Source organism: Salinibacter sp. 10B, assembly GCF_002954405.1.
In the GTDB taxonomy this organism is placed as follows: Bacteria; Bacteroidota; Rhodothermia; order Rhodothermales; family Salinibacteraceae; genus Salinibacter.
The window spans coordinates 1,542,580-1,560,797 of the sequence record NZ_MQWC01000004.1 but is presented as its reverse complement, the minus strand read 5'-3'; the positions used below and the strand labels follow the sequence as shown (position 1 = coordinate 1,560,797).

The 18,218-nt window shown below is 61.0% G+C and carries 20 protein-coding genes; 8 read left to right on the top strand and 12 right to left on the bottom strand.

Annotated elements, in window-relative coordinates:
- Window positions 1-104 precede the first annotated feature (104 nt).
- A complete protein-coding gene (locus tag BSZ35_RS06680; protein WP_105011708.1) occupies window positions 105-854 on the top strand; it encodes an HAD hydrolase-like protein in 750 nt (249 codons plus the stop codon).
- 113 nt (window positions 855-967) lie between these two features.
- Here BSZ35_RS06680 and BSZ35_RS06675 read toward each other — a convergent pair whose 3' ends face one another.
- Entirely contained in the window at window positions 968-1,765 is a 798-nt protein-coding gene (locus BSZ35_RS06675; protein WP_105011707.1) for a hypothetical protein, read from the bottom strand.
- A gap of 321 nt (window positions 1,766-2,086) precedes the next feature.
- Here BSZ35_RS06675 and BSZ35_RS06670 point away from each other — a divergent pair, with 321 nt between their 5' ends.
- Window positions 2,087-3,181 (top strand): FAD/NAD(P)-binding oxidoreductase, encoded by a 1,095-nt coding sequence (locus BSZ35_RS06670; RefSeq protein ID WP_105011706.1) that lies wholly within the window; start codon window positions 2,087-2,089, stop codon window positions 3,179-3,181.
- A gap of 369 nt (window positions 3,182-3,550) precedes the next feature.
- On the opposite strand, the gene BSZ35_RS06665 is transcribed toward BSZ35_RS06670, so the two are convergent.
- Window positions 3,551-4,492, bottom strand: coding sequence for a universal stress protein (locus BSZ35_RS06665; RefSeq protein ID WP_105011705.1), 942 nt, complete (start codon window positions 4,490-4,492; stop codon window positions 3,551-3,553).
- 330 nt (window positions 4,493-4,822) lie between these two features.
- Between BSZ35_RS06665 and BSZ35_RS06660 the strand changes: the two genes are divergently transcribed.
- Window positions 4,823-5,629, top strand: coding sequence for a GntR family transcriptional regulator (locus BSZ35_RS06660; RefSeq protein ID WP_105011704.1), 807 nt, complete (start codon window positions 4,823-4,825; stop codon window positions 5,627-5,629).
- Here the strand turns inward: BSZ35_RS06660 and BSZ35_RS06655 are convergent.
- The 4 genes from BSZ35_RS06655 to BSZ35_RS06640 all read right to left on the bottom strand — a co-directional run bounded on the left by BSZ35_RS06655 (window position 5,581) and on the right by BSZ35_RS06640 (window position 9,743).
- Window positions 5,581-6,555 carry a universal stress protein gene (locus BSZ35_RS06655; RefSeq protein ID WP_105011703.1) on the bottom strand — a complete coding sequence of 325 codons (975 nt, stop codon included), beginning with the start codon at window positions 6,553-6,555 and terminating at the stop codon, window positions 5,581-5,583. The two genes, BSZ35_RS06660 and BSZ35_RS06655, sit on opposite strands and share 49 nt — an antisense overlap.
- A gap of 272 nt (window positions 6,556-6,827) precedes the next feature.
- On the bottom strand, window positions 6,828-8,027 hold the full coding sequence (locus tag BSZ35_RS06650; RefSeq protein ID WP_105011702.1) for an FAD/NAD(P)-binding oxidoreductase: 1,200 nt from the start codon (window positions 8,025-8,027) through the stop codon (window positions 6,828-6,830).
- A gap of 64 nt (window positions 8,028-8,091) precedes the next feature.
- Window positions 8,092-9,015, bottom strand: coding sequence for a DUF1641 domain-containing protein (locus BSZ35_RS06645; RefSeq protein WP_105011701.1), 924 nt, complete (start codon window positions 9,013-9,015; stop codon window positions 8,092-8,094).
- Between the two features lie 125 nt (window positions 9,016-9,140).
- Entirely contained in the window at window positions 9,141-9,743 is a 603-nt protein-coding gene (locus BSZ35_RS06640) for a DUF3365 domain-containing protein (protein ID WP_105011700.1), read from the bottom strand.
- A 188-nt stretch (window positions 9,744-9,931) separates the two neighbouring features.
- On the opposite strand from BSZ35_RS06640, the gene BSZ35_RS06635 reads away from it, so the two are divergent.
- Genes BSZ35_RS06635 through BSZ35_RS06625 form a run of 3 tightly spaced genes read left to right on the top strand, consistent with a single transcriptional unit; the run spans window position 9,932 to window position 12,066 of the window.
- Window positions 9,932-10,732 (top strand): hypothetical protein, encoded by an 801-nt coding sequence (locus BSZ35_RS06635; protein ID WP_258096107.1) that lies wholly within the window; start codon window positions 9,932-9,934, stop codon window positions 10,730-10,732.
- 43 nt (window positions 10,733-10,775) lie between these two features.
- On the top strand, window positions 10,776-11,390 hold the full coding sequence (locus tag BSZ35_RS06630) for a class I SAM-dependent methyltransferase (protein WP_105011698.1): 615 nt from the start codon (window positions 10,776-10,778) through the stop codon (window positions 11,388-11,390).
- Between the two features lie 55 nt (window positions 11,391-11,445).
- On the top strand, window positions 11,446-12,066 hold the full coding sequence (locus BSZ35_RS06625) for a methyltransferase domain-containing protein (RefSeq protein WP_105011697.1): 621 nt from the start codon (window positions 11,446-11,448) through the stop codon (window positions 12,064-12,066).
- A 537-nt stretch (window positions 12,067-12,603) separates the two neighbouring features.
- Here BSZ35_RS06625 and BSZ35_RS19830 read toward each other — a convergent pair.
- On the bottom strand, window positions 12,604-12,846 hold the full coding sequence (locus BSZ35_RS19830) for a DsrE family protein (RefSeq protein ID WP_258096778.1): 243 nt from the start codon (window positions 12,844-12,846) through the stop codon (window positions 12,604-12,606).
- 40 nt (window positions 12,847-12,886) lie between these two features.
- Between BSZ35_RS19830 and BSZ35_RS19720 the strand changes: the two genes are divergently transcribed.
- Window positions 12,887-13,171, top strand: coding sequence for a hypothetical protein (locus BSZ35_RS19720; protein ID WP_105011696.1), 285 nt, complete (start codon window positions 12,887-12,889; stop codon window positions 13,169-13,171).
- Here the strand turns inward: BSZ35_RS19720 and BSZ35_RS06610 are convergent.
- A complete protein-coding gene (locus tag BSZ35_RS06610; protein ID WP_105011695.1) occupies window positions 13,153-13,575 on the bottom strand; it encodes a hypothetical protein in 423 nt (140 codons plus the stop codon). The two genes, BSZ35_RS19720 and BSZ35_RS06610, sit on opposite strands and share 19 nt — an antisense overlap.
- A gap of 541 nt (window positions 13,576-14,116) precedes the next feature.
- Here BSZ35_RS06610 and BSZ35_RS19825 point away from each other — a divergent pair.
- Window positions 14,117-14,530: a hypothetical protein gene (locus tag BSZ35_RS19825; protein WP_258096104.1), complete on the top strand. Its 414-nt coding sequence runs from the start codon at window positions 14,117-14,119 to the stop codon at window positions 14,528-14,530.
- 993 nt (window positions 14,531-15,523) lie between these two features.
- Here the strand turns inward: BSZ35_RS19825 and BSZ35_RS06600 are convergent.
- The 4 genes from BSZ35_RS06600 to BSZ35_RS06585 form a co-directional block, all read right to left on the bottom strand.
- Window positions 15,524-16,432: a CPBP family intramembrane glutamic endopeptidase gene (locus tag BSZ35_RS06600; RefSeq protein WP_105011694.1), complete on the bottom strand. Its 909-nt coding sequence runs from the start codon at window positions 16,430-16,432 to the stop codon at window positions 15,524-15,526.
- Window positions 16,407-16,613: a hypothetical protein gene (locus BSZ35_RS06595; RefSeq protein WP_105011693.1), complete on the bottom strand. Its 207-nt coding sequence runs from the start codon at window positions 16,611-16,613 to the stop codon at window positions 16,407-16,409. Before BSZ35_RS06595 ends, BSZ35_RS06600 begins: the two co-directional genes overlap by 26 nt.
- Window positions 16,614-16,743: 130 nt before the next feature.
- Complete coding sequence (locus tag BSZ35_RS06590; protein WP_146110015.1) at window positions 16,744-17,190, bottom strand: hypothetical protein; 447 nt, start codon at window positions 17,188-17,190, stop codon at window positions 16,744-16,746.
- Between the two features lie 409 nt (window positions 17,191-17,599).
- Window positions 17,600-18,217, bottom strand: a complete 618-nt coding sequence (locus tag BSZ35_RS06585; RefSeq protein ID WP_258096103.1) for a hypothetical protein — start codon at window positions 18,215-18,217, stop codon at window positions 17,600-17,602.
- Window position 18,218 lies beyond the last annotated feature (1 nt).

The window sequence follows — 18,218 nt, the reverse complement described above, 5'->3', positions numbered from 1 at the left end:
GCGACGAAGGATGGACAAAAGGACACACGGCGCCGGAACTGTGGCGGCGTCGTACGGTGGAACCAAATTGGCCGCTATCACCCGAACGTAGACCCGCACGCTTCATGCCCGAAAACGTATCCGTCAACGCGTTGCTGTTTGACATGGACGGCGTCCTGGTGGACGTGTCTCGCTCGTACCGCCGCGCCATCGAGGAAACGGTCGAGCACTTCACCGGCCGCAAAATTGGCGAAAACGCCATTCAGCGGTATAAGAACTACGGCGGGTTCGAGGACGACTGGAAGCTCACCCACGCCATCATTACGGACACGGCGATGGAGGTGCCGCTGAGTCGTGTGATCGAAGAGTTTCAGGATCGCTACCGGGGCGATGATTGGGACGGCTTCATCAACGAGGAGCCGGCCCTCATCGACGACACGACTCTCGACACGCTCAACGATGGCCGCATTCTTGGCATCGTTACGGGACGGCCCGAAGAGGAGGCCGAATGGACCCTGAATCATCAGAATTGGTCGAGCTACTTCCCGTTGCTCGTAGGCAAGGAAAAGCAGGGCGAGCGGCAGAAGCCGGATCCGTTTCCCCTCGAGCACTCCCTCACCATGCTCGCCGCTGCCGGCTGTGACCTCAGTCCGGAGGAGGTTGCCTACGTTGGCGACTCGGTCGATGACATGAAGGCCGCTCGCGACGCCAATATGTGGGCCATCGGGGTCGTGCCACCCTACGTGGATGCCGAGGAGCACGAACCGTTGCTGAAGGAGCGGGGGGCTCACCTCGTCATCGAGGATCCGAACGAGCTCCCCGGTGTGCTCGATTCGCTTGACACGCGCGCCGTTTCGCAGGCGGCGACCCGATAGCGGGTTGCTCCCTGGGCGGGTTGGCCCGAAGGGCGCCTTGACCTCTTGACCTGAGGTCGACGCGACCGGACCCCACTCTTCGACACGCAATGCATATGAGCCGGCAGGGCCGCTTACGTCCTGTCGGCTTTTCTGTGTTCAGCGGGCGCGGCGTCGCCTTCGGAGGGCGGTGTTTTCGGAGGACTCAGGGGGTGAAGGCGAAGGCGAACCGTCCCCTTCGAGTCGAGCTGGCTCGTTGCCCGTCCGCGGTACCAGCGTTCCCGAGGTTCTCCCGTTTGGAGACGCAGGAGCCATCGCGCGCGCTGAATGGTTCCCTGCTCCATGCGGGTGAGGTCGCGGATCACCTGGCGCAGATTGCGGCCGTGGACATAGGTAAAAAAGCTCGGGGCCTCGCAGGAGTCGCCGGACACATCGATAATGGTGCGGGCCGCTGGGTTGAGGTTCCGAATGGTCCCGTCGCATTCAATGTCCAGTTGGGGAACGGAGGCGTCGGGAGATGGCTCGGGCGGGGGCGATTCGATCCGGCTAAGTCGCGGTTCGATCTCTTCCATCAGGGCGATGGTGGCTGTTTGCCCAAGCCATGCCTGCTCGGCGTCGGTGGTGTCTCCCCGGTTTGAATCGTAGGTGAGGCGTCGCGTGGGGCCATCGGCAAGTGAAATGTACACCTCGTACGTTCCAGGACCGAGCGGATACACTCCGAATTGAATCTGCACAATCCGCTCGGTGGGGGTTTCTACTCGAAAGGAGCGTTCGGTTCCCTTCGTTGACGAGAACGACGGGGCGGTTACGGACAGCGATACTTCTTCCCACTTCTCGTTCAGGATCGTAAGGGCGTGGTATAGCGACGACCGGAGTTCATCGAGAATCGGATGGGAGCCGGTCGTAGGGAGGGACTGCTTGAGCGTATGCATGGGGAGGGAGCACAATTCGAGAGCCGTCTGCACCAGGAGAAGAAGACATCCAAGAGGGAAACACATCGTAGCGGATACAGCGTTGGCCAACGTTGTAGCATTCACGCAAACGACTGTGGGGCGAATCCTCACGCACCCCAAACGAGAAACGATTGGCACAGACGCCATTCAGACAAGAGGAGGTCGGAGGAGGCTCCAAATCCTTACGGGTAAAGGGGGAAGTTCGCGGGAAGGGTTGCGCCAGTTCTCCTTTGTGTCTTGGGGAGTGAACTGCGAACTTGTGCAATCCCGAGCCATCTCCTGCCGCAGGGCCACTTCTCCATGAATACGCGCCTTTCTATTTCTGACAGTTCCTCCGATTCGCCTCCATCGGAATCGAATGTGGGGTCACCTACGCAGACGGACGCCCCCGTTGCGTCCTCGTATCCCGTTGTTGTACTCGGCGGCGGGGTGGGGGGGATTGCCGTTCTCCAGTCCTTGCGTGAAATGGGGCTAGCTGCGGACATCGCCCTCATTGAGCCGTCGATGACCCACTACGATCAGCCGGCGTGGATGCGTGTTGGAACAGAAGGCATCCAAAAAGAACAGACGCGTTCGCCGGAGCACCTGCAAATTCCAGAAGAGGTGAGCTGGATTCAGGCCCGGGCAGCGGAAATTCACCCGGAAGAGCGAGTCGTGATGATGGAGAACGGAGGGAAGGTGCACTATGAGCATCTTGTTGTTGCCATCGGCACTCACGTTCAATGGGACCGCATTCGAAATCTGAAAGCGAATCTTGGCAAAGCCGGCATCTGCAGTGTGTACAGCTACGAGTCGGCCGGTCAGGCCTGGGACTTGATCCGTACATTTGACGGAGGGAGGGCCCTGTTTACGGCCCCGTCCACACCACACAAAAGCGGAAGCGCTCCGTTGCGTCTTCTCTTCCGGGCCGAGGCGCTATGGCAAGAAACTGGTGTTCGGGACCGCACGGAGTTGTACTTTGCGACCGCCGCCTCGTCCGAGGCAATGGGGGCGGAGTATGGCGATCTCCTTGATCGCAGTGAGCACGTAGAGGACATCCGCATCTTCTCCGGATACGATCTCGTCGACGTGCGCCCCGACCACCGAGAGGCCGTGTTCAACGTGTCGAAGGGAGAGTCGCAGAGTCAGGACGTTCTCCGGTATGATCTCCTACACGTGGTGCCGCCCATGCGGCCGCCTGCCATTCTCGAACAGAGTGATCTATCTTATCAGAGGGGGCCGATGCGGGGGTACTTAGAGGTAGATCCTGAAACGTTTCGGCACCCGCGGTTTGAGACCGTGTTTGGGGTTGGCGATGTGATTGGGGTGGAGGGTGTCAAGACCGCGGAGCGGGCGCGGCAGCAGGCAGAAGAAGTGGCGCGAGCGATACGGCACGCCCGAATGCAGGAGTCGTAATACTGAATCCTACTGCAGACTTCAGGTAGGAGGTGCGGCGGTGCAATACGCAAACCCCTATCGTATCGTCGGTGTCGTCAAGGAGGCCTCCAGAAGCGCCGTTGGACTGTAGGATTGTGAGATTGTCCGTCGGACGGGGCAGAGGACACCCGTGTAGCGTCGTTGGACTCCAACGACGCTACGGAAGCTTGCTTCCTACCGGAATAGAGGTGCCGGAGTTGGTATCGTATCTAGCAGATGAGGGTATTCCCACTCCGGAGGCGCCGCCCCAACGCAAATGACCCGAGAAGCGCCGTTCGGCATCAACGGCACGTTCCGGGCCATATCGTTTACGATGGGAGTTCTCTGTGAGGTAGACGGTTACAGCTGTTACGTTTCCTGGGTTGCCGCCGTCTTGGCAGAGGGCAACAGCGATTTACGAGTCGGCTTCACCACGAAGGCCGGGGCAGGGGAGCGCCGCAGCACTCGCTCCGTTACGCTGCCGAGAAGGGCGCGCTCCAGTCCCGTACGACCGTGCGTGGCAATGACCACGAGATCTACCTCGTTCTCATCCACGTAGTTCAAAATTTCGCTGGGGGGGTGTCCTACAGTGGCACTCACCATGACGTGCTCATACCCAATTTCCTCGCGCGCCATGTCTCCCAGCTGCTTCTCGACTCGGTCCACCACCTCTTGTGTGGGAAAGGTGGTGGTATCAATGCCGTACGCCGACGGGTAGAAGGGCGGTTCCACGACGTGTAGCAGATCGATCTCCGCCCCGTAGGTAAGTGCAATCTCCTTGGCGTGCTGCACGGCGCTTTCGGACGCGTCGGAAAAGTCGATGGGAACGAGAACCCGTCGAACTGCCTGTCCGGGCGTCTTGTCGGCGTCGGCCCGCACGGTGAAAACTGGGCATGGGGCTCGCCGTACAACCTCTTCCGTTACGCTGCCGAAGAGCATCCGATCGACGCCGCGCCGTCCGTGGGTGCCCATCACCACGAGATCAATATTCTTGTCGTCCGCGTACGTGACGATGGACTCCGCGGGGGTGGACGCCTCGATCTGGGACTGCTCGATCGGCAGGGCCTCCAGGTCGGGCCAGGTCGTCCCTTCGACCGACTGCGCCGGGCGCCGAAGCCACTCCGTGAGGGTGTCGGGCGAGATCGGAAAGTTTTTCTTCGTCTCCTTGTAGTCGTGTCGGTGGCGGCCCGTCACGTTCAAAATGTGGAGTTCAGCGTCGTGCCAGTCCGCGAGAAACGCCGCCTGCGGAAAGGCGCGCTTTGACCCATCGGAAAAATCAGTAGGAAACAACACTCGTTGGATATTGAGCATGGCTGGATCCTCCGTTGTGTAAGAACGTGCGTTTGGTGTACCTCCGCGACGGGGTCCACGACCACGTCTACGGAATTCGAACATCTTCACTACACATCAAAAGAGAGCGCTCCCCTGGAGGTTCGTTTGTAGGAGTTTCCCTGAACCCGATGTAATGGCCCCTTGAGAGCCGCGCTGGCTGTGAACGAAGGAACGGCGTCGGCCGCCGACGATCGAACATCAGGACGGATCCTAGGCGAACCGTCGACGATAGGAGCTTTTCGCTTGGTGCAGACCGTGAATATGTTCTCTTTCGCTGCGCTTCCCGCAGACATCTTCTGAATCTTCGCTATGGACCTCGAATCTGGACGCCCGCGTCACGAGCAGATCAGCGACTGGCTGCGCGAGCAAATTGACGACGGCGCATACGGCACGGATGAAAAGCTGCCCTCGGAGAAAGAGATCGGCGAGCGGTTCGATGTGAGCCGCGTGACGGTGCGGCGCGCCCTACAGACACTCGAAAATGAGGACTACATCTATCGGCGGCAGGGGCTGGGGTCGTTCGTTAAAGAACAGCGGGCCGCGCAGGGACTCGTGCGGCTCACTGACTTTGCGCAGGACATGGCGCAGGCCGGACTCGAAGCTCGCTCTGTGGTAGAGCATCACGCCCCGGAGACGCCTCCCCCGGATGTGACTGTTCACCTGAACACCGACGAGCAGAAGGTGATGCGGCTCGATCGCCTGCGCCTCGGCGACGACCGACCGGTGGCGTTCGACCGCACCTGGCTTCCCATGTTTTACGCCCAACTCCTCGAAGGGCACAATCTGGAGCACGAGACGATCTACCAGATCCTGGAGACGGAGTACGACATTCCGATCCTGCGGGGCAGCTACCGCATTACGGCAGCCAATGCTGATCCGGCGATTGCGGATGTACTCGGGGTGGACGAGGGCACGGCCCTTCTGCTCATCGAGCGCCTGTCGCTTACCGAAGGGGAGAAGCGGGTCTATTATCAGCGGCGCTATTATCGGAGTGATCGGGTCGCCTACGAAATGGAGCTCGCCCGCGATCCGTCCCGGCGCGACACAGGCACGCACGGCATGCCTCTTCACGACTTTGAGCCGGTGTTCGAGACCGACGCGGATGCGGATACCTGATCGCTTCGGTCCGGATTGTCGATCGGTTCGGAGGTCTTCTGGTCTGAGGAGGGAAACGCGTTCACGGTGAGGACAGGGCAGGAGGCGCGACGGATGACCTGCTCAGCCACGCTCCCGAGAAGGATGCGCCGGAGGCCCGTCCGTCCATGCGTTGCGAGCACGAGGAGGTCGGCCGCACGCTCCTCCGCAAGCTCCACGATGCGGCGGCCCGGATGGCCGGTGGCAACGAGCACGCGGTGCCGATCCGCCGCTTCTTCCTGAAGGGCCGCTTCGGCACGGGCCTGCACGTCGGCCGTCTTCACGTCGGGTACGTTCAATTCGTACTCCATGGGGACCGTCAGGTCTTGCACCACGTGGACGAGTGTCACGGTTGCGCCGTACCCTTCGGCGAGAGCTTTGCCGTAGCGTACGGCTTTGGCGGCCGGCTCCGAAAAGTCATACGGCACGAAAATCTGGTCGATCGGGCCGGGCACGTTGTCTGGAGTGTCGAGCACCGTGAGCACGGGGCAGGGCGAATGCCGGACCACTGCCGACGCCGTGCTTTGCGGGAAGAGGGTGCGAAGGCCGCTCCGGCGAGCCGTTCCCATCACGATCAAGTCCATCTCGTACTCGCAGGCGTAGTCGAGTACCGCGTCCGACACCGAGTCCGCCGCGACGGTGTCGCGCACCAGAGAGAGTACGTCCACGGCCGGGGCCGTGGGGGCGCCCAGCTCCTCCCCTGCCCGCCGGGCGCACTCGGCCAGCTCCTCCTGTGTCGTGGGGGCGTCCACCCCTGGGGGCTGTTTCCGCTCCTCGGCCGGCGTACGCACGTGAAGGATGTGGAGCACCGCATCGTGCCGGGCCGCCAGGTGAGCGGCAAACGAGAGCGCTTGCCGGGCCGTCGTCGAAAAGTCCGTCGGGAGCAGGATGCGATCGAAGGTGTCCATAGCGTCTGTAGAGGGGCTAGTCGGGGAGAAGCATTGGAATTTGGGAGTGTGGGCCTATGGGAGTCGGGGGGGGAGAAGAAAGCACCAACGTTCGACGAGGAACGATCCACGACAGATTCTGCAGTTCGGCAGAGTCGTTCGTGCGGGGACACTTTGATTACGGGAAGAGGGGCCGGGAATTTTGGACGCCCCCACCCACACGCCCATCCCGGCATTCTCAAAGAGGAGAGCCCGCGAGCCTCACAACCAATCACTCTGTCCCCCATCGGCGGCTACATCCGCCCCTTCAGCATTCCGTTCCAGTACATGCGAGGCAGGCCGTACGCCTTGAGCGCATACATGCTGTAGCGTTCCTGCGTCTGGTCGAACGGGAAGCTCTCGTCCGGCTCCTTGTCGTAGTCGAACTCGGCCATAACGAGTTTGCCGTAGCCGGTGACGAGCGGGCAGGAGGTGTAGCCGTTGTACGTGCCGTTTACGGGCGTCGTGTGGTGAATCTGCGCCATCAGGTGATCCACCAATACGGGGGCCTGCTTGCGGATGGCCGCACCGGTCTTGGAGGTGGGCAGGCTGGAGTTGTCGCCGAGGCCAAATACGTTCGGGTACCGGGTGTGCTGGAGGGTTTCGGCGTCCACGTCGACCCAGCCCTCCTCATCGGCGAGCGGACTGTCGGCGATAAAGTCGAGCGGTCCCATCGGGGGCACGACGTGCAGTAGGTCGTAGCCGATGGTCGTTTCCTCTTCGGTCTCCAAGTTTCGGAAGACGGCCTCCTTCTGGTCGGGATGAATTTCGGTCAGCTCCGTCATCAAATTCACCTCGATGTCCTTGCGCTCCACGACCTTGTAGAGCGTCTCTTCGTAGGGCTTCGACGAGAACAACGCCCCCTTCGCTTTCATGAACGCGATGCGGCTGCCGTCGCGGACGCCGCGCCGGCGCAGGGCTTCGTCGGTCAAATACATGATTTTCTGCGGGGCACCGCCGCACTTCACGCCCATGGTCGGTTCCGTAAAGAGCGCCGTGCCCCCCTTGGGAAATTGTTGAATGGCGTCCCAGGTGGTCTCGCAGGTCTCGTAGGAGTAGTTGCTGACCACCCCGGTGCCGGGCTGTCCCACCGACTCGGCCAGGCCGGGAAGAGCGTCCCAGTTGATTTGGAGGCCAGCGGCCATAACGAGATAGTCGTAGCCGTACGTGTCACCTCCCGCCGTGGTCACGGTGTTGTTGTCCGGGTCAAAGGAGGCAGCAGCATCCTGAATCCAGGTCACGCCCTTCGGCATCACCTCGGCCATGGGACGGGCCGATTCTTCTTTCGGAAAAACGCCGCCCCCAATGAGGGTCCATAGGGGCTGATAGTAGTGAGTGTCGGCGGGCTCAATGACGGCCACCTCCGGTGCGTCGTCGCGGGTGACGAGCTGGGAGGCAACCGTGAGGCCGGCGGTGCCCCCGCCCACGATGAGAACCTGATGTGAGTTGGTCATGGGAATGCGGAATCAGAATGAGAGAAATCGACGAGCGTCGGGGGATGGGCAAGACGCTGGGGGATTACTTCCCGTTGAGGTTTTGGTCAAACTTTTTGGCGAAAGACACGATGAACCCGATGGCACGCTGCACGTCCGGGTCGCGGAGGGCCCCAAGCAGACCGAAGAAGCCGCGACGGGGCGTTTCTCCACGCTGCGACTCCTTCTGGCTTTCGACGAGGGCCGAGCCGAGACTGCCCACCGCCTGTAGGGCCCCTGGGTCGAGCACGCCGGAGTCGAGCAGTGCCTCAAACTCCTCTGACTGAAACAGGTCGCTCAGGCGGCGTAGCGATTCGATCGTCTGGCGCAGCAGACGCTCCGGATCGTATCCGTGCTCGGCGGCGCGAGCGTACTCGGCATCCAGAATGTCGACGACCGTTGCGATCGCATCCGGGGCCGTCTCGGCGAGAGCCGACAGTCGCTCCAGGTGCTCCGCTCGGTCCAGCACGGCGCCCAGGGCCTGTGCCGTGTCGGGCTCGGTCATCTTTTCGAGCAACTGCAGGCCCTCCCGTGCTCGCTCGTCGAGCACAACGCCCCGATCGGCTGCCTGCGTGAGGGCCTCGTCGATCGTGTCGACCGCAATCATCGTAGCATCCGGCAACTGGTCGGCCAGAGCGGCCAGTTGCTCCAACTGGTCGAGCCGGTCGATGAGGGCCGTGAGCACCTCCACCGTGTCCGGCTCCGTCAGCTTTTCGACGAGGGTTAGGGCTTCACTGGCCCGTTCGTCCAGCACGACGCCCCGGTTCGCCGCACGCGTCAACTCGTCGTCGACCACGTCGGCGGTGGTTTGGAGCACGGGCGACCACTGGTGTTCGATACGGTCAAGAACGTCGACGGCTCGTTCGATCGTGTCGAGGCGGTCGAGAAGGTGGACAAGCGCCGCACGGGTCTCGGGATCTTGTAAGCGCTTTTCCAAATTTACGGCGCCGTTCGTTTGTGTGGATTCCATGGCCCTGAGGTGTCTAGAGGAGAAAACGGCGGAGGGTAACAGTTTGTATTAACTTGTAAATACAAGTAGATGTGATGTTCCCATGAAGCCAAAAAGCAAGAGACGACTGAGAGTCAGTACGGAGACTACTTGGAAACAGACGACGATTGGGGAACGAAGACGGTGTAGATGCCCCGCAGGTCGCCCTGCTCAAATCCGTACGCTTGGTCGTCCGGGTAGCCCGTTTTCACGAATTTGGGGCGCTGCTCTTTGGGACCGTGGCAGGCAAGGCACGAGGACTGTACCGTAATGCGACGGGCGTAGCGCCAGCCGTCGGTGCCGTTGCGTTCAGTTCGAATCCACGTGTCCGTCTGGGTCGGCGAGACGAGAAATTGCTCGTAGAGTCGCCGGGCTTCGGGATCCAGCTTGTGAGCAGGATTTCGGTACCGTTCGGCGAGTTGCTGCACGGTCCACCCCTCCTCCGCGCTCATTTGCTTTGCCCGCTGTCCCACCGGCTTGCACACGCGCTTGAAGGTGCTCTTGTCGACGGTGGGGGTGTCGATGGTTGTGGCCAGCGATTCGCGCATGTCGTTCAACGCCGCGATTTTTTGCTCCACGAGCGGGCGGACGGAATCCGGTGGGGATTCGGAGGCATCAGAGCCACTGGAGTTGGAGTCCGCCCTTCCGCATCCGGCAATAAGCACCGCGAGCACGAGGAAGAGCCCAATCGGGAATCGGCGGAAGGTCATAACAAAATGGTTGTTACATGTAAGAACAACTGGCCGGTATGCGTCTTCAAGGGTACGAAAGAAGGGGGCAATCGTCGTCCACCTGTGGCATAGGCCTCTGTGGAGAAAACGCCTAGATGAGTGTGGGTCAACCGACCACATGAGGGAGGGGGGATCGGTCGCGACGTCCGTGAATACAACGTGCTCACATGTCTTCTCAAACATCCCGTAGTGCTGTGAACCGTCGATTCTGCTTGCTTCTTGCGTCCGTCTTCGTATTTCTCTTTGCCGCGCCGGCCGTTGCTCAGGAGGCCGTTCCGACCGAGGTTGTAATACGAGCCGTATCCAACGACGCAAAACTTCTTCAAGACCCGGTGGGCGGAGCCAAGATTACCATTCGGGCGGTCGAGACCGGGGAGGTTCTCGCAGAAGGACGACAGACAGGCGATTCGGGAAGCACGGCCAAGATTATGCAGCAGCCGCACAAACGGGGGGCCACGATCTATGACGTGCCGGGAGCGGCAAAATACAAGACGACCCTCGACCTGACGCGTCCCACCCGCGTGGAAATCACGGCGGAGGGGCCGCTCGATTATCCGCAGGCGATGCAGACGGCCTCCAAGACCACTGTGCTCGTGCCGGGACAGGACGTGACGGGCGACGGCATCACGCTGATCCTTCACGGCTTTATCGTAGAGGTCCTTGAGGCTGGGGGCGGCGACCTATCGCCTGGGGCACGTGTCAACGTTCGCGCCCGCGTTCGGATGATGTGCGGATGCCCGACCGAGCCTGGAGGCCTCTGGGACGCAAATCGGTACACGATCCGGGCGCAGCTATTGAACGACGGGACGGTCGTGGCCGAAGCGCCGCTCTCGTTTACGGGTACAACCAGCGAGTACGCCGGAACGATCTCGGTGCCGGAGGACGGGGCCTCGGCGGTCCGCGTCATGGCCGCCGATTCGGCACGAGGAAACTTCGGAATGGCCGACACTTCCCTGACCGCGAACTGACTGAGGTTTAGGGCTCTCATTCTACTCACAGACCGCTTTTGCTATGCCGAAACCGGCCTCTTTTTGGGATGATCGCTTTGCCGCCGACGAGTACGTGTACGGAGTGCAGCCGAACGACTTCATTAGAGAAGCGGCTGCGACCTGGTTGTCGTCTCCCTGCGACGTGCTCGACCTCGGGGTCGGCGAGGGACGAAACGCCGTTCACCTGGCCCGACAGGGACATACGGTCACGGCGGTCGACTACTCGGCCGAAGGGTTGCGCAAGACCGAGCAGCTCGCCGAGAGGGAAGGGGTCTCCGTCGAGACGCTCCGGGCGGACGTTCGGGACTGGGATCCCGATCGGACCTGGGACGCAGTGGTAATCACGTTTCTCCACCTTTCCCCCTCCGAACGTCCCGATCTCTATGCCCTGCTTCAACATGTCCTGCGGCCCGGCGGCACCCTCATTGCCGAATGGTTTCGGCCCGAACAGCGGACCGAGGGCTATACGAGCGGCGGCCCGCCGGACGTGGACATGATGGTGACGGTCGAGGAGCTTCGCACGCATTTCGCGGTGGATGGCATCGAGCAGCTGGAGCGTGCCGAGCCGATGCTGGATGAAGGGATGCACACGGGGCCCGGCGCGACCGTCCGCTTCGTGTGGCGGCGTCCCGCATAGGTCTTCCCGGTCTCGCTTTTTCGTTGTGCATCCGAGCCGACGTTCTCCATTTTTCATGTACGGTCTTCGTTCAGGACTCGTCTTTGTGGTGCTTCTGGGGATGATTGTGGCTCTTCCCGCCCGGAGTGCTGCACAGGTGCCGGACTCCACCGAGGGTTCCATTCTGAACTACCGCTACCGGACCGGCGACGGAAAGGCAGCGCCCTACGTGGCGACGCCGCAGCCTGTCGTCGACTCGATGCTTGCGCTTGCCGGCGTGACGTCGGAGGACGTCGTCTACGATCTGGGCAGTGGGGATGGGCGGATTCCCATTGCGGCGGCGAAGACCTACGGGGCCCGGGGCGTTGGCATTGAGATCGATTCGGCGCTCGTGACAAAGGCGCGGACCAATGCGAAGGAGGCCGGGGTGTCCGGTCGCGTCGCGTTTCGACGGGCCGACCTTTTTGAGGTCGACATCAGTGAGGCGACGGTGGTGACTCTCTATCTCCTTCCTGCGGCCAATCTGAAGCTTCGCTCGAAGCTGTTGCAGGAGTTGGAGCCCGGGACCCGGGTCGTGGCCCACGACTTCCACATGGAAGAGTGGTCGCCGATCACGACGAAAAAGGTGGGGAGCAGTCTTATCTTTCTCTGGCGAATACCGGAGGAGTTGCCTGATTTTGTGGAGCAGGAGAAGTAATACGGGTGGTGCTATTGAATCAGTCTGGGATTTGCCTCCAACCATGAGAAATTCTTTCTCACGTCGCTCCAAGCTTGACTTGGAGCCCATCCAGTCGGACGGGGAGGCCTCGTCGGTGATTTGATGGGTTCTGGCAATCTAGATTGCCTAGATCAAGTCTGGCCATCTAGATGTCCAGAGCGACGAGGGAGTGTTTTTCAGGGGGCTGGGAGCTATTTCAAGTGAATTCAATAGCACCAGCCGTAGTAACACCTCCTCCGTCTGAGAGGTGGGGGCGGCGTCTCCGAATACGGCAGCTTCCACTAGTCAGGGCCGGCTACCCGTCGAGGGGTCCGCGAAATACAAGGTGCATAGAGCCGCATCGCAGAGGGGCGATCGGACCACCTCACACGCCCGTACAACGTCATGGAACCGGACGCGCCGTTGGAGCTCCAACGACCCGTCCGGAGAATTTGCTGTGTCCGAGCGGGGGCTCCAGTTCCCACGCTCCCATTCGCGTGGGAGCATAGCGATGGAGCCTCCCCGCTCCATTCAGGATTACAGCTGCAGGGTTTCGTAGCCCTGGTCCTGGAGACGAAAGAGCTCGTGGAAGCCGTTCGGCGCGGTGTCGATGCCGTCGATCAGTTCGCTCCCGGTCACGCCCGTCTTGTCCATGGCGAGTCCGCAGGCGACGACCCGGACCCCGGCAGGGCGAGGATTCCCGTTCGGGCGATGCGCGCCGCCTCTTTCAGGACGCGCAGCGAGGCGTCGCCGTGGATCGCCTCCCCCGAAGCACCTGATTGCGGGTGGTGACCTTCGTCACGACCGTGAGATTGCGGCTGTGATCACCCACGTGCGGCAGTCCTGGGAGAACGACTACGGAGAGGGGACGAGCGAAGAGGTGGCGGCCGTGTGCTCGGCCACCGAGGGGCGCGCACAGCCGTGGACGGCCGAGAAGTTGCAAGTGGATGAGAATCAGACCGTGCCGACGGGAGAAAAGGCGTCCGAAGCGGCGGTTCCATCGGTTGGACAAGGGCGCTATAACCGGCTCGCGGGGGTCCGACCATTTCCGGAAGCGATCCGTCATTCCCGCGGGGCGCGACAGGGCTACGGCGTGATCCACTGAGCGTCTGGAATCTCCCTGAGTACGCGGAGGGGAAGATCTGCCCAGTCGGCAGCCGCCTCCATGTTGGAGAACGGCTGGAGGGTGAGGCGTTCCAGTTTCCCGATCTGTACAATCATCAGAGCGAAGGTTCGAACGTTGGGGCGCGTCGTTACGATGGCCACTTTGCCCACTGTCTCTTGCTCCTCATGCTTGGCCCGAAAGGTTCGGTACATTGGAATGACGCTCGCATTCATGACCAGCTTCTCGATCGGGCGGGTGTCCCAGACGTGGGTAAAGTGCGGCTCCCGATCGGGATGAGTCCAAACGGCTTTCGAAAGGGCAATAAACTCGGACTCCGTAAACTCACCCGCTGGCCGCAACAAAACAAATTGGTGATCCGGGTTGACGTGGAAGGCACAGGCCATTGCAACGTGGCGAGCAATTCGGGGGCAGAGCTGTGCAATCTGTTCAGACGAGCAATTTTTGGCTCATTTTAATAGGGCGCAGGTCTAGGAGACGTTTCGTCCTTTACGTAATGATCGGACTATATTCCAGCGGAAAAGAATATAATGCCAGTTGTCAGATTGATTGGTCTTGCATAGGTGGAACGCCCTCGATATGCATCCTGCGACGGACATCCCGTCTTAATTTGAAGTGGTCAAGTGGACATCGATCCTCGAGACGGTCCATGAAGTGAGATCAAGCAGAATGGTAGGGGTACGGTCCGTTCGAGCGGAGCGAATCGGCGTCGAGAACACCCGTTTTTCAGACATACCGGTCTGGTTCAAGGCCGTTAGAGCCTTCGAGGAGCAAATTCATCCGAACCAGGTCAGAAGCGAATTCCCAACTACCTGTTTGACTGCCTTTTGCACGACTCGAGGATCTACTGTGATCACTGTGGTCTCCCGGTCTCGGAAAGGAAAGGGGCACACAATGGAATCGATGGGATCGCACAGTACTGTTGCCATGGCTGTCGAATGGGGGCCGAGACCCTCAATGGAGGCGGCGGACGTGACCCTGTATCCGTTGGACGTTTGCCTCGTCCCCTGGCTGCACCGCCTGGCCCGTCGCACCGATCGCATCATCCGACAGAATCTCTGGTGGATGTTCGGCTACAACGCCGTCGGGCTGGGCCTTGCCGTCTTCGGCCTTCTCCATCCCATCGCCGCCGTCGTCATTATGACCGGAAGCAGCTTGCTCGTGACGGGCAACTCGTACCGGCTCAACCGCAAAAGCGGCCCCGATGCTGAGTCGGGACCGCCGTCGCCGGCTGAAGGGAAAAATCCTTTGTCTCATTCTTCTACCGAGACATTTCATGATGATGGGTCTTCCGAAGCCGCACGCGATGAATCATCACGATCTCCCGCTGCTCCTGCGTAAGGATGGAGGCACGTGGCCCGGCGTGCCGCGATGCCTGGGACCTCGTCGAGGTGCTCGATCCTCTCCGTTTTGCTCCGACCGTAGCTCCTCAAACCGCGTGATACCAACTTTGCAAGCTTCGTAAGTTTGGACGTATGGACGTAAGTGACTTCAATCATGGATCTAGAATTTGCTTTGCTGAAAATCGGCTCCAAGAGCCACTGCGAGCCGTTTTTCTAGACACCAATCCCCAAGTTCTCGATTGAAGTTACTTATTGCAGTGTCAACTGTCATTTTGTGGGTAGAGCGATCTCAAAATCCCAGGGCAGGTCGCTCCGAGCGTGGCAATATGTGTGGGATTATGAAAACAACCGCCGTACGATGTTACTCCCTTCATTCACCTGTGCTTTTTTCCAGAAGAGGGGGCCATTTTTGGCTGGATCCAAAAATGGAATATAAAGATCACGCCAGTGAAGAAAATGCCTGACCTCGGGCATCAAAAATCCCCGGTCTCCGGTCACGCGGAAATTCTTCACTGTCCGAGTGAGTCAGGCAATCCCGGATTACCACGAGCGAGTTTGAAGAATTTCCAGCGCGTTCCCTCCGAGAGGTCCGGGCGTCATTTTCTTCAAGGGCGGGAGGGGCGTTTTTTCAACCCTTGTATGCATTTCTCCTTCGAGAGGTGTCCGGCGATTAATCTCAAAGAGGCACAGAGATTGCCAAAACCGAGGAGCCCTCAAAAGTAGGCGGCCTCGCCAGGAAGATTTCTCGGCTTCATTCGAAATGACGTGCCGGTTTTGTGGGATTTTGAGATTGCTCTGAAACCCAAAGAATCAGGCTCGACAGACCAGTATGGATGTGAGAGTCACGATACCTCCACACTTCCATACCCGAATCTTGCAATAGGATTCGGTATTGCATTTTCGGTACAGTGTTGGTCCGAGGGCGTGCGGGAGAGGGGAAAGTGCGGATCCAAGCCCACCGCGTTGATCTCGGTCTTTTGCAGAAAGACCGTCATCGACTCATGTCGGGCACCGGGGGAGCGGCGTCAGCGGAGGCAGAACGTCTGCGCAGCGTCTGTGTCCCCCATCGCCACAGCACAACGAGCACGAGGGCGGCCGTTAGATACGTCTCGTAGGCATAGACAGACGCCGGGGCGTCGAGCAACTCCCCGCTGACGTTGCCCGAGAAGTGGAAGAGGATGGCCGCCAGGACGCTTCTGCCCGTATTGTTGTAGATCCAGGTGTAGAGCACGGACCCCAGCAGAATGGCCACGCCGAACTGGAGGGGATCGGGCGCACCGCCGGCCCGCGCGTAGTAGCCCGCCATGAAGAAGAGCGGCCCGTGCCAGGCGAACCAGGCGAGGCCGACCAGCACACTGGCTCCGAGTGCGCTGAACCGGAGCTGCAGACGGTCGAGCAGATAGCCGCGCCAGCCAATCTCTTCCGGCAGGGGGCCGAGCAGGAGCACGAACCCGAGGTAGAGGAGCAGGTCGACGGGCTGGAGGGCGAGTTCGGCCGCCTCGTGCAGGTAAAACGGGAGGTCCGTGCTGCCGAAGAGGACGGCAAGACCTCCGGCGGCCAGTTTTACAGCAGGGTAGAGCAGCAGGATAACGACCCACAATTTCCCATGGATGCGACTGGGATCCACGATGCGCCGACCAAGGTCGCGGAAGCCGGCACGCCCGGCCACGCGTGCCGTCATCACCGCGCCGCCGAGGGGAAGCCCGAGACCCCCGATGGCGAAGAGAGTCATCGCCCACGGGGTGCTCCATACGTCTACCTCCTGCCAGACAATGATTCCCCAGAAGAGCCATGTCCACCCGTGCGAAAAGGCGAGGAAGCCCCACAGGTCCGCCGTGCCCGTGGGCTGAACGGAAGAAGTCGTCGGCGTTTGGTCAGTAGGTTTGGTCGGACGGTTCATTACTGCGGCGAAGAGGATCAGTGGGAGGTTGGTCCCGGCTGGGGACCTGTTGGAGGGTGGAGGCCGGAACCCGCAGGCTGAGTCCTGCAAGGACGACGAACCTGCCGATGGGGCCGATGAACTCCAGCACAAAGAATGCGACGCCGGCTTCCATCTGGCTCACCGTCTGCACGGCGATCATCGGGAGCAGGCAGGCTTCCGGTACGAAGAGCGCAAGTGCGACGGCGTGGGTACGCCCAGGTTCAGCGCGTCGGTAACCCGGCTCGTGTGGATGTCGCCCCGCTCCGGCGGTTGTTCCGTGGCCAGGGCGCTCAGGAGAGGACTCCGCCAAACGACCGCGATGACGAGCCCGTTTCCGAAGAGGAGCGCCATGCCAGCACGGCGATGACAATGCCGAGCGCCCCGTAGATGAGCTGGAGGGGCGGCCGCGCGTGGTAACCGATGATGAGGATTTGCACCCCGATCCACACGACGAGGGCTCCTCCGACGCCGAGGGCGGCGAGCCGTGCCCAGGAATACCGCTGCAAAAGGCCGTACAACACAGTCAGCGGGACGACCCCAAGCACGAAAAGAAGCACGAGGCCGGGAATTAGGTAATTGTCAAACGGCGACCCCTGAAGCCAGTGCAACGGAATCTGCATGCTGCGACCGCTCGGGTCGCCGACGAGCCCCAGTCCGCCGATGATGCCGCTGATGCCCTGCACCAGAAGCGCCGCTATGAGCCCGTACCTGATTTTAGACGTTCTGTGATCCGTCATAGATACCGTCTCCTTCTGTAGGCTCGTCTGCTGCCATTCCGTCGTTCTGTAATATGTAAGATCGTTCAGTCAGTGACGGGACACAAGGAGAGTCGGCCCGGCATCATGCCCTGTGATCTCTACAGGCCCTGTAGGGGTGTGGCGTACAGGAGGAGGGAAGAAAGGGCTGCTCCCTTCGCTTGTTTTCGTCACGACGCTGGCTTGTCCCGGTATGAGGGATAAGGACTGAGGCTCCGTTGCAGGGGGCGATCGGAAGAGAAAAGAATCCCAGAGAGGGGGAGACGAGAGGGAATGGGATTCTCGACCGTGAAGATACAGGTGGGGTGTGATGCACGTGGGATCGCGCTCGTCCCCCTCAGGGGCTGGCACACATTTGTCGTGCCCGTTCTTTGCGGAGTAGACAGATCTCCTACTGTTCTCCGTGGTGGTGTGGATGCTTGCCCTTTACCAGGTGCCAGTGGTGGCGTTGGTGGTGCTGGCCGTAGGCGAGCAGGCCCATGTAGCCCAGCGCCCGGATTTTGGCAATGTCGTCTGCGTCGCTCGTCGTGACGCGGAGCACGTACGCGTTTTCCCGGTCGTCCACGGCCATCGTCCAGCCGGTCTCCCGCTTAAGCATGTGCGGATGGGCATCGAGCACGCGGTCGAGCGAGGCGCGGGCCGCCTCGCGCGTCGGACGAACGCGAAGGCGGAGGCCGTTCTCGATCGGGGTTTTTTCCTCGACTGCCACGTGTACCGCTACGTGATGCATGTCGAGAAGATGTTGACGCAGCCGGTCCACGTTTACTTGTGACCAGTCGGTTGTGGAGTCGGCCTCCAGGTGGCGGATGGCCTCCTGCACGGCCCCGAACACGGATTGCCCCGGAGCCTGAAGGACCGTGTTGTCCGTTGTCGGGGCGGTCGCCGGCTGCTGCTTCTCCTGCCCGGCGTGATGGGAAGGGGGGGGCTGGGCCGTTGCCGGACCGTTCAGGCCGACGGTGATAACTGCTGCCAGGGCGAGAACTGCGACACGGGTAGAGAAGGCAAGCACG

Excerpts from the sequence above, each read along its gene's own strand:
- BSZ35_RS06675 (WP_105011707.1), bottom strand. The coding sequence starts at position 1,765 with ATGCATACGCTCAAGCAGTCCCTCCCTACGACCGGCTCCCATCCGATT.
- BSZ35_RS06625 (WP_105011697.1), top strand. The coding sequence starts at position 11,446 with ATGTACGGTCTTCGTTCAGGACTCGTCTTTGTGGTGCTTCTGGGGATG.
- BSZ35_RS06650 (WP_105011702.1), bottom strand. The coding sequence starts at position 8,027 with ATGACCAACTCACATCAGGTTCTCATCGTGGGCGGGGGCACCGCCGGC.
- BSZ35_RS06595 (WP_105011693.1), bottom strand. The coding sequence starts at position 16,613 with ATGATCGCCGTGCAGACGGTGAGCCAGATGGAAGCCGGCGTCGCATTC.
- BSZ35_RS06640 (WP_105011700.1), bottom strand. The coding sequence starts at position 9,743 with ATGACCTTCCGCCGATTCCCGATTGGGCTCTTCCTCGTGCTCGCGGTG.
- BSZ35_RS06645 (WP_105011701.1), bottom strand. The coding sequence starts at position 9,015 with ATGGAATCCACACAAACGAACGGCGCCGTAAATTTGGAAAAGCGCTTA.
- BSZ35_RS06630 (WP_105011698.1), top strand. The coding sequence starts at position 10,776 with ATGCCGAAACCGGCCTCTTTTTGGGATGATCGCTTTGCCGCCGACGAG.
- BSZ35_RS06655 (WP_105011703.1), bottom strand. The coding sequence starts at position 6,555 with ATGGACACCTTCGATCGCATCCTGCTCCCGACGGACTTTTCGACGACG.
- BSZ35_RS06600 (WP_105011694.1), bottom strand. The coding sequence starts at position 16,432 with ATGAACCGTCCGACCAAACCTACTGACCAAACGCCGACGACTTCTTCC.
- BSZ35_RS06680 (WP_105011708.1), top strand. The coding sequence starts at position 105 with ATGCCCGAAAACGTATCCGTCAACGCGTTGCTGTTTGACATGGACGGC.
- BSZ35_RS19825 (WP_258096104.1), top strand. The coding sequence starts at position 14,117 with ATGGCTGTCGAATGGGGGCCGAGACCCTCAATGGAGGCGGCGGACGTG.
- BSZ35_RS06635 (WP_258096107.1), top strand. The coding sequence starts at position 9,932 with ATGTCTTCTCAAACATCCCGTAGTGCTGTGAACCGTCGATTCTGCTTG.
- BSZ35_RS06590 (WP_146110015.1), bottom strand. The coding sequence starts at position 17,190 with ATGACGGATCACAGAACGTCTAAAATCAGGTACGGGCTCATAGCGGCG.
- BSZ35_RS06610 (WP_105011695.1), bottom strand. The coding sequence starts at position 13,575 with ATGGCCTGTGCCTTCCACGTCAACCCGGATCACCAATTTGTTTTGTTG.
- BSZ35_RS06660 (WP_105011704.1), top strand. The coding sequence starts at position 4,823 with ATGGACCTCGAATCTGGACGCCCGCGTCACGAGCAGATCAGCGACTGG.
- BSZ35_RS06665 (WP_105011705.1), bottom strand. The coding sequence starts at position 4,492 with ATGCTCAATATCCAACGAGTGTTGTTTCCTACTGATTTTTCCGATGGG.
- BSZ35_RS06670 (WP_105011706.1), top strand. The coding sequence starts at position 2,087 with ATGAATACGCGCCTTTCTATTTCTGACAGTTCCTCCGATTCGCCTCCA.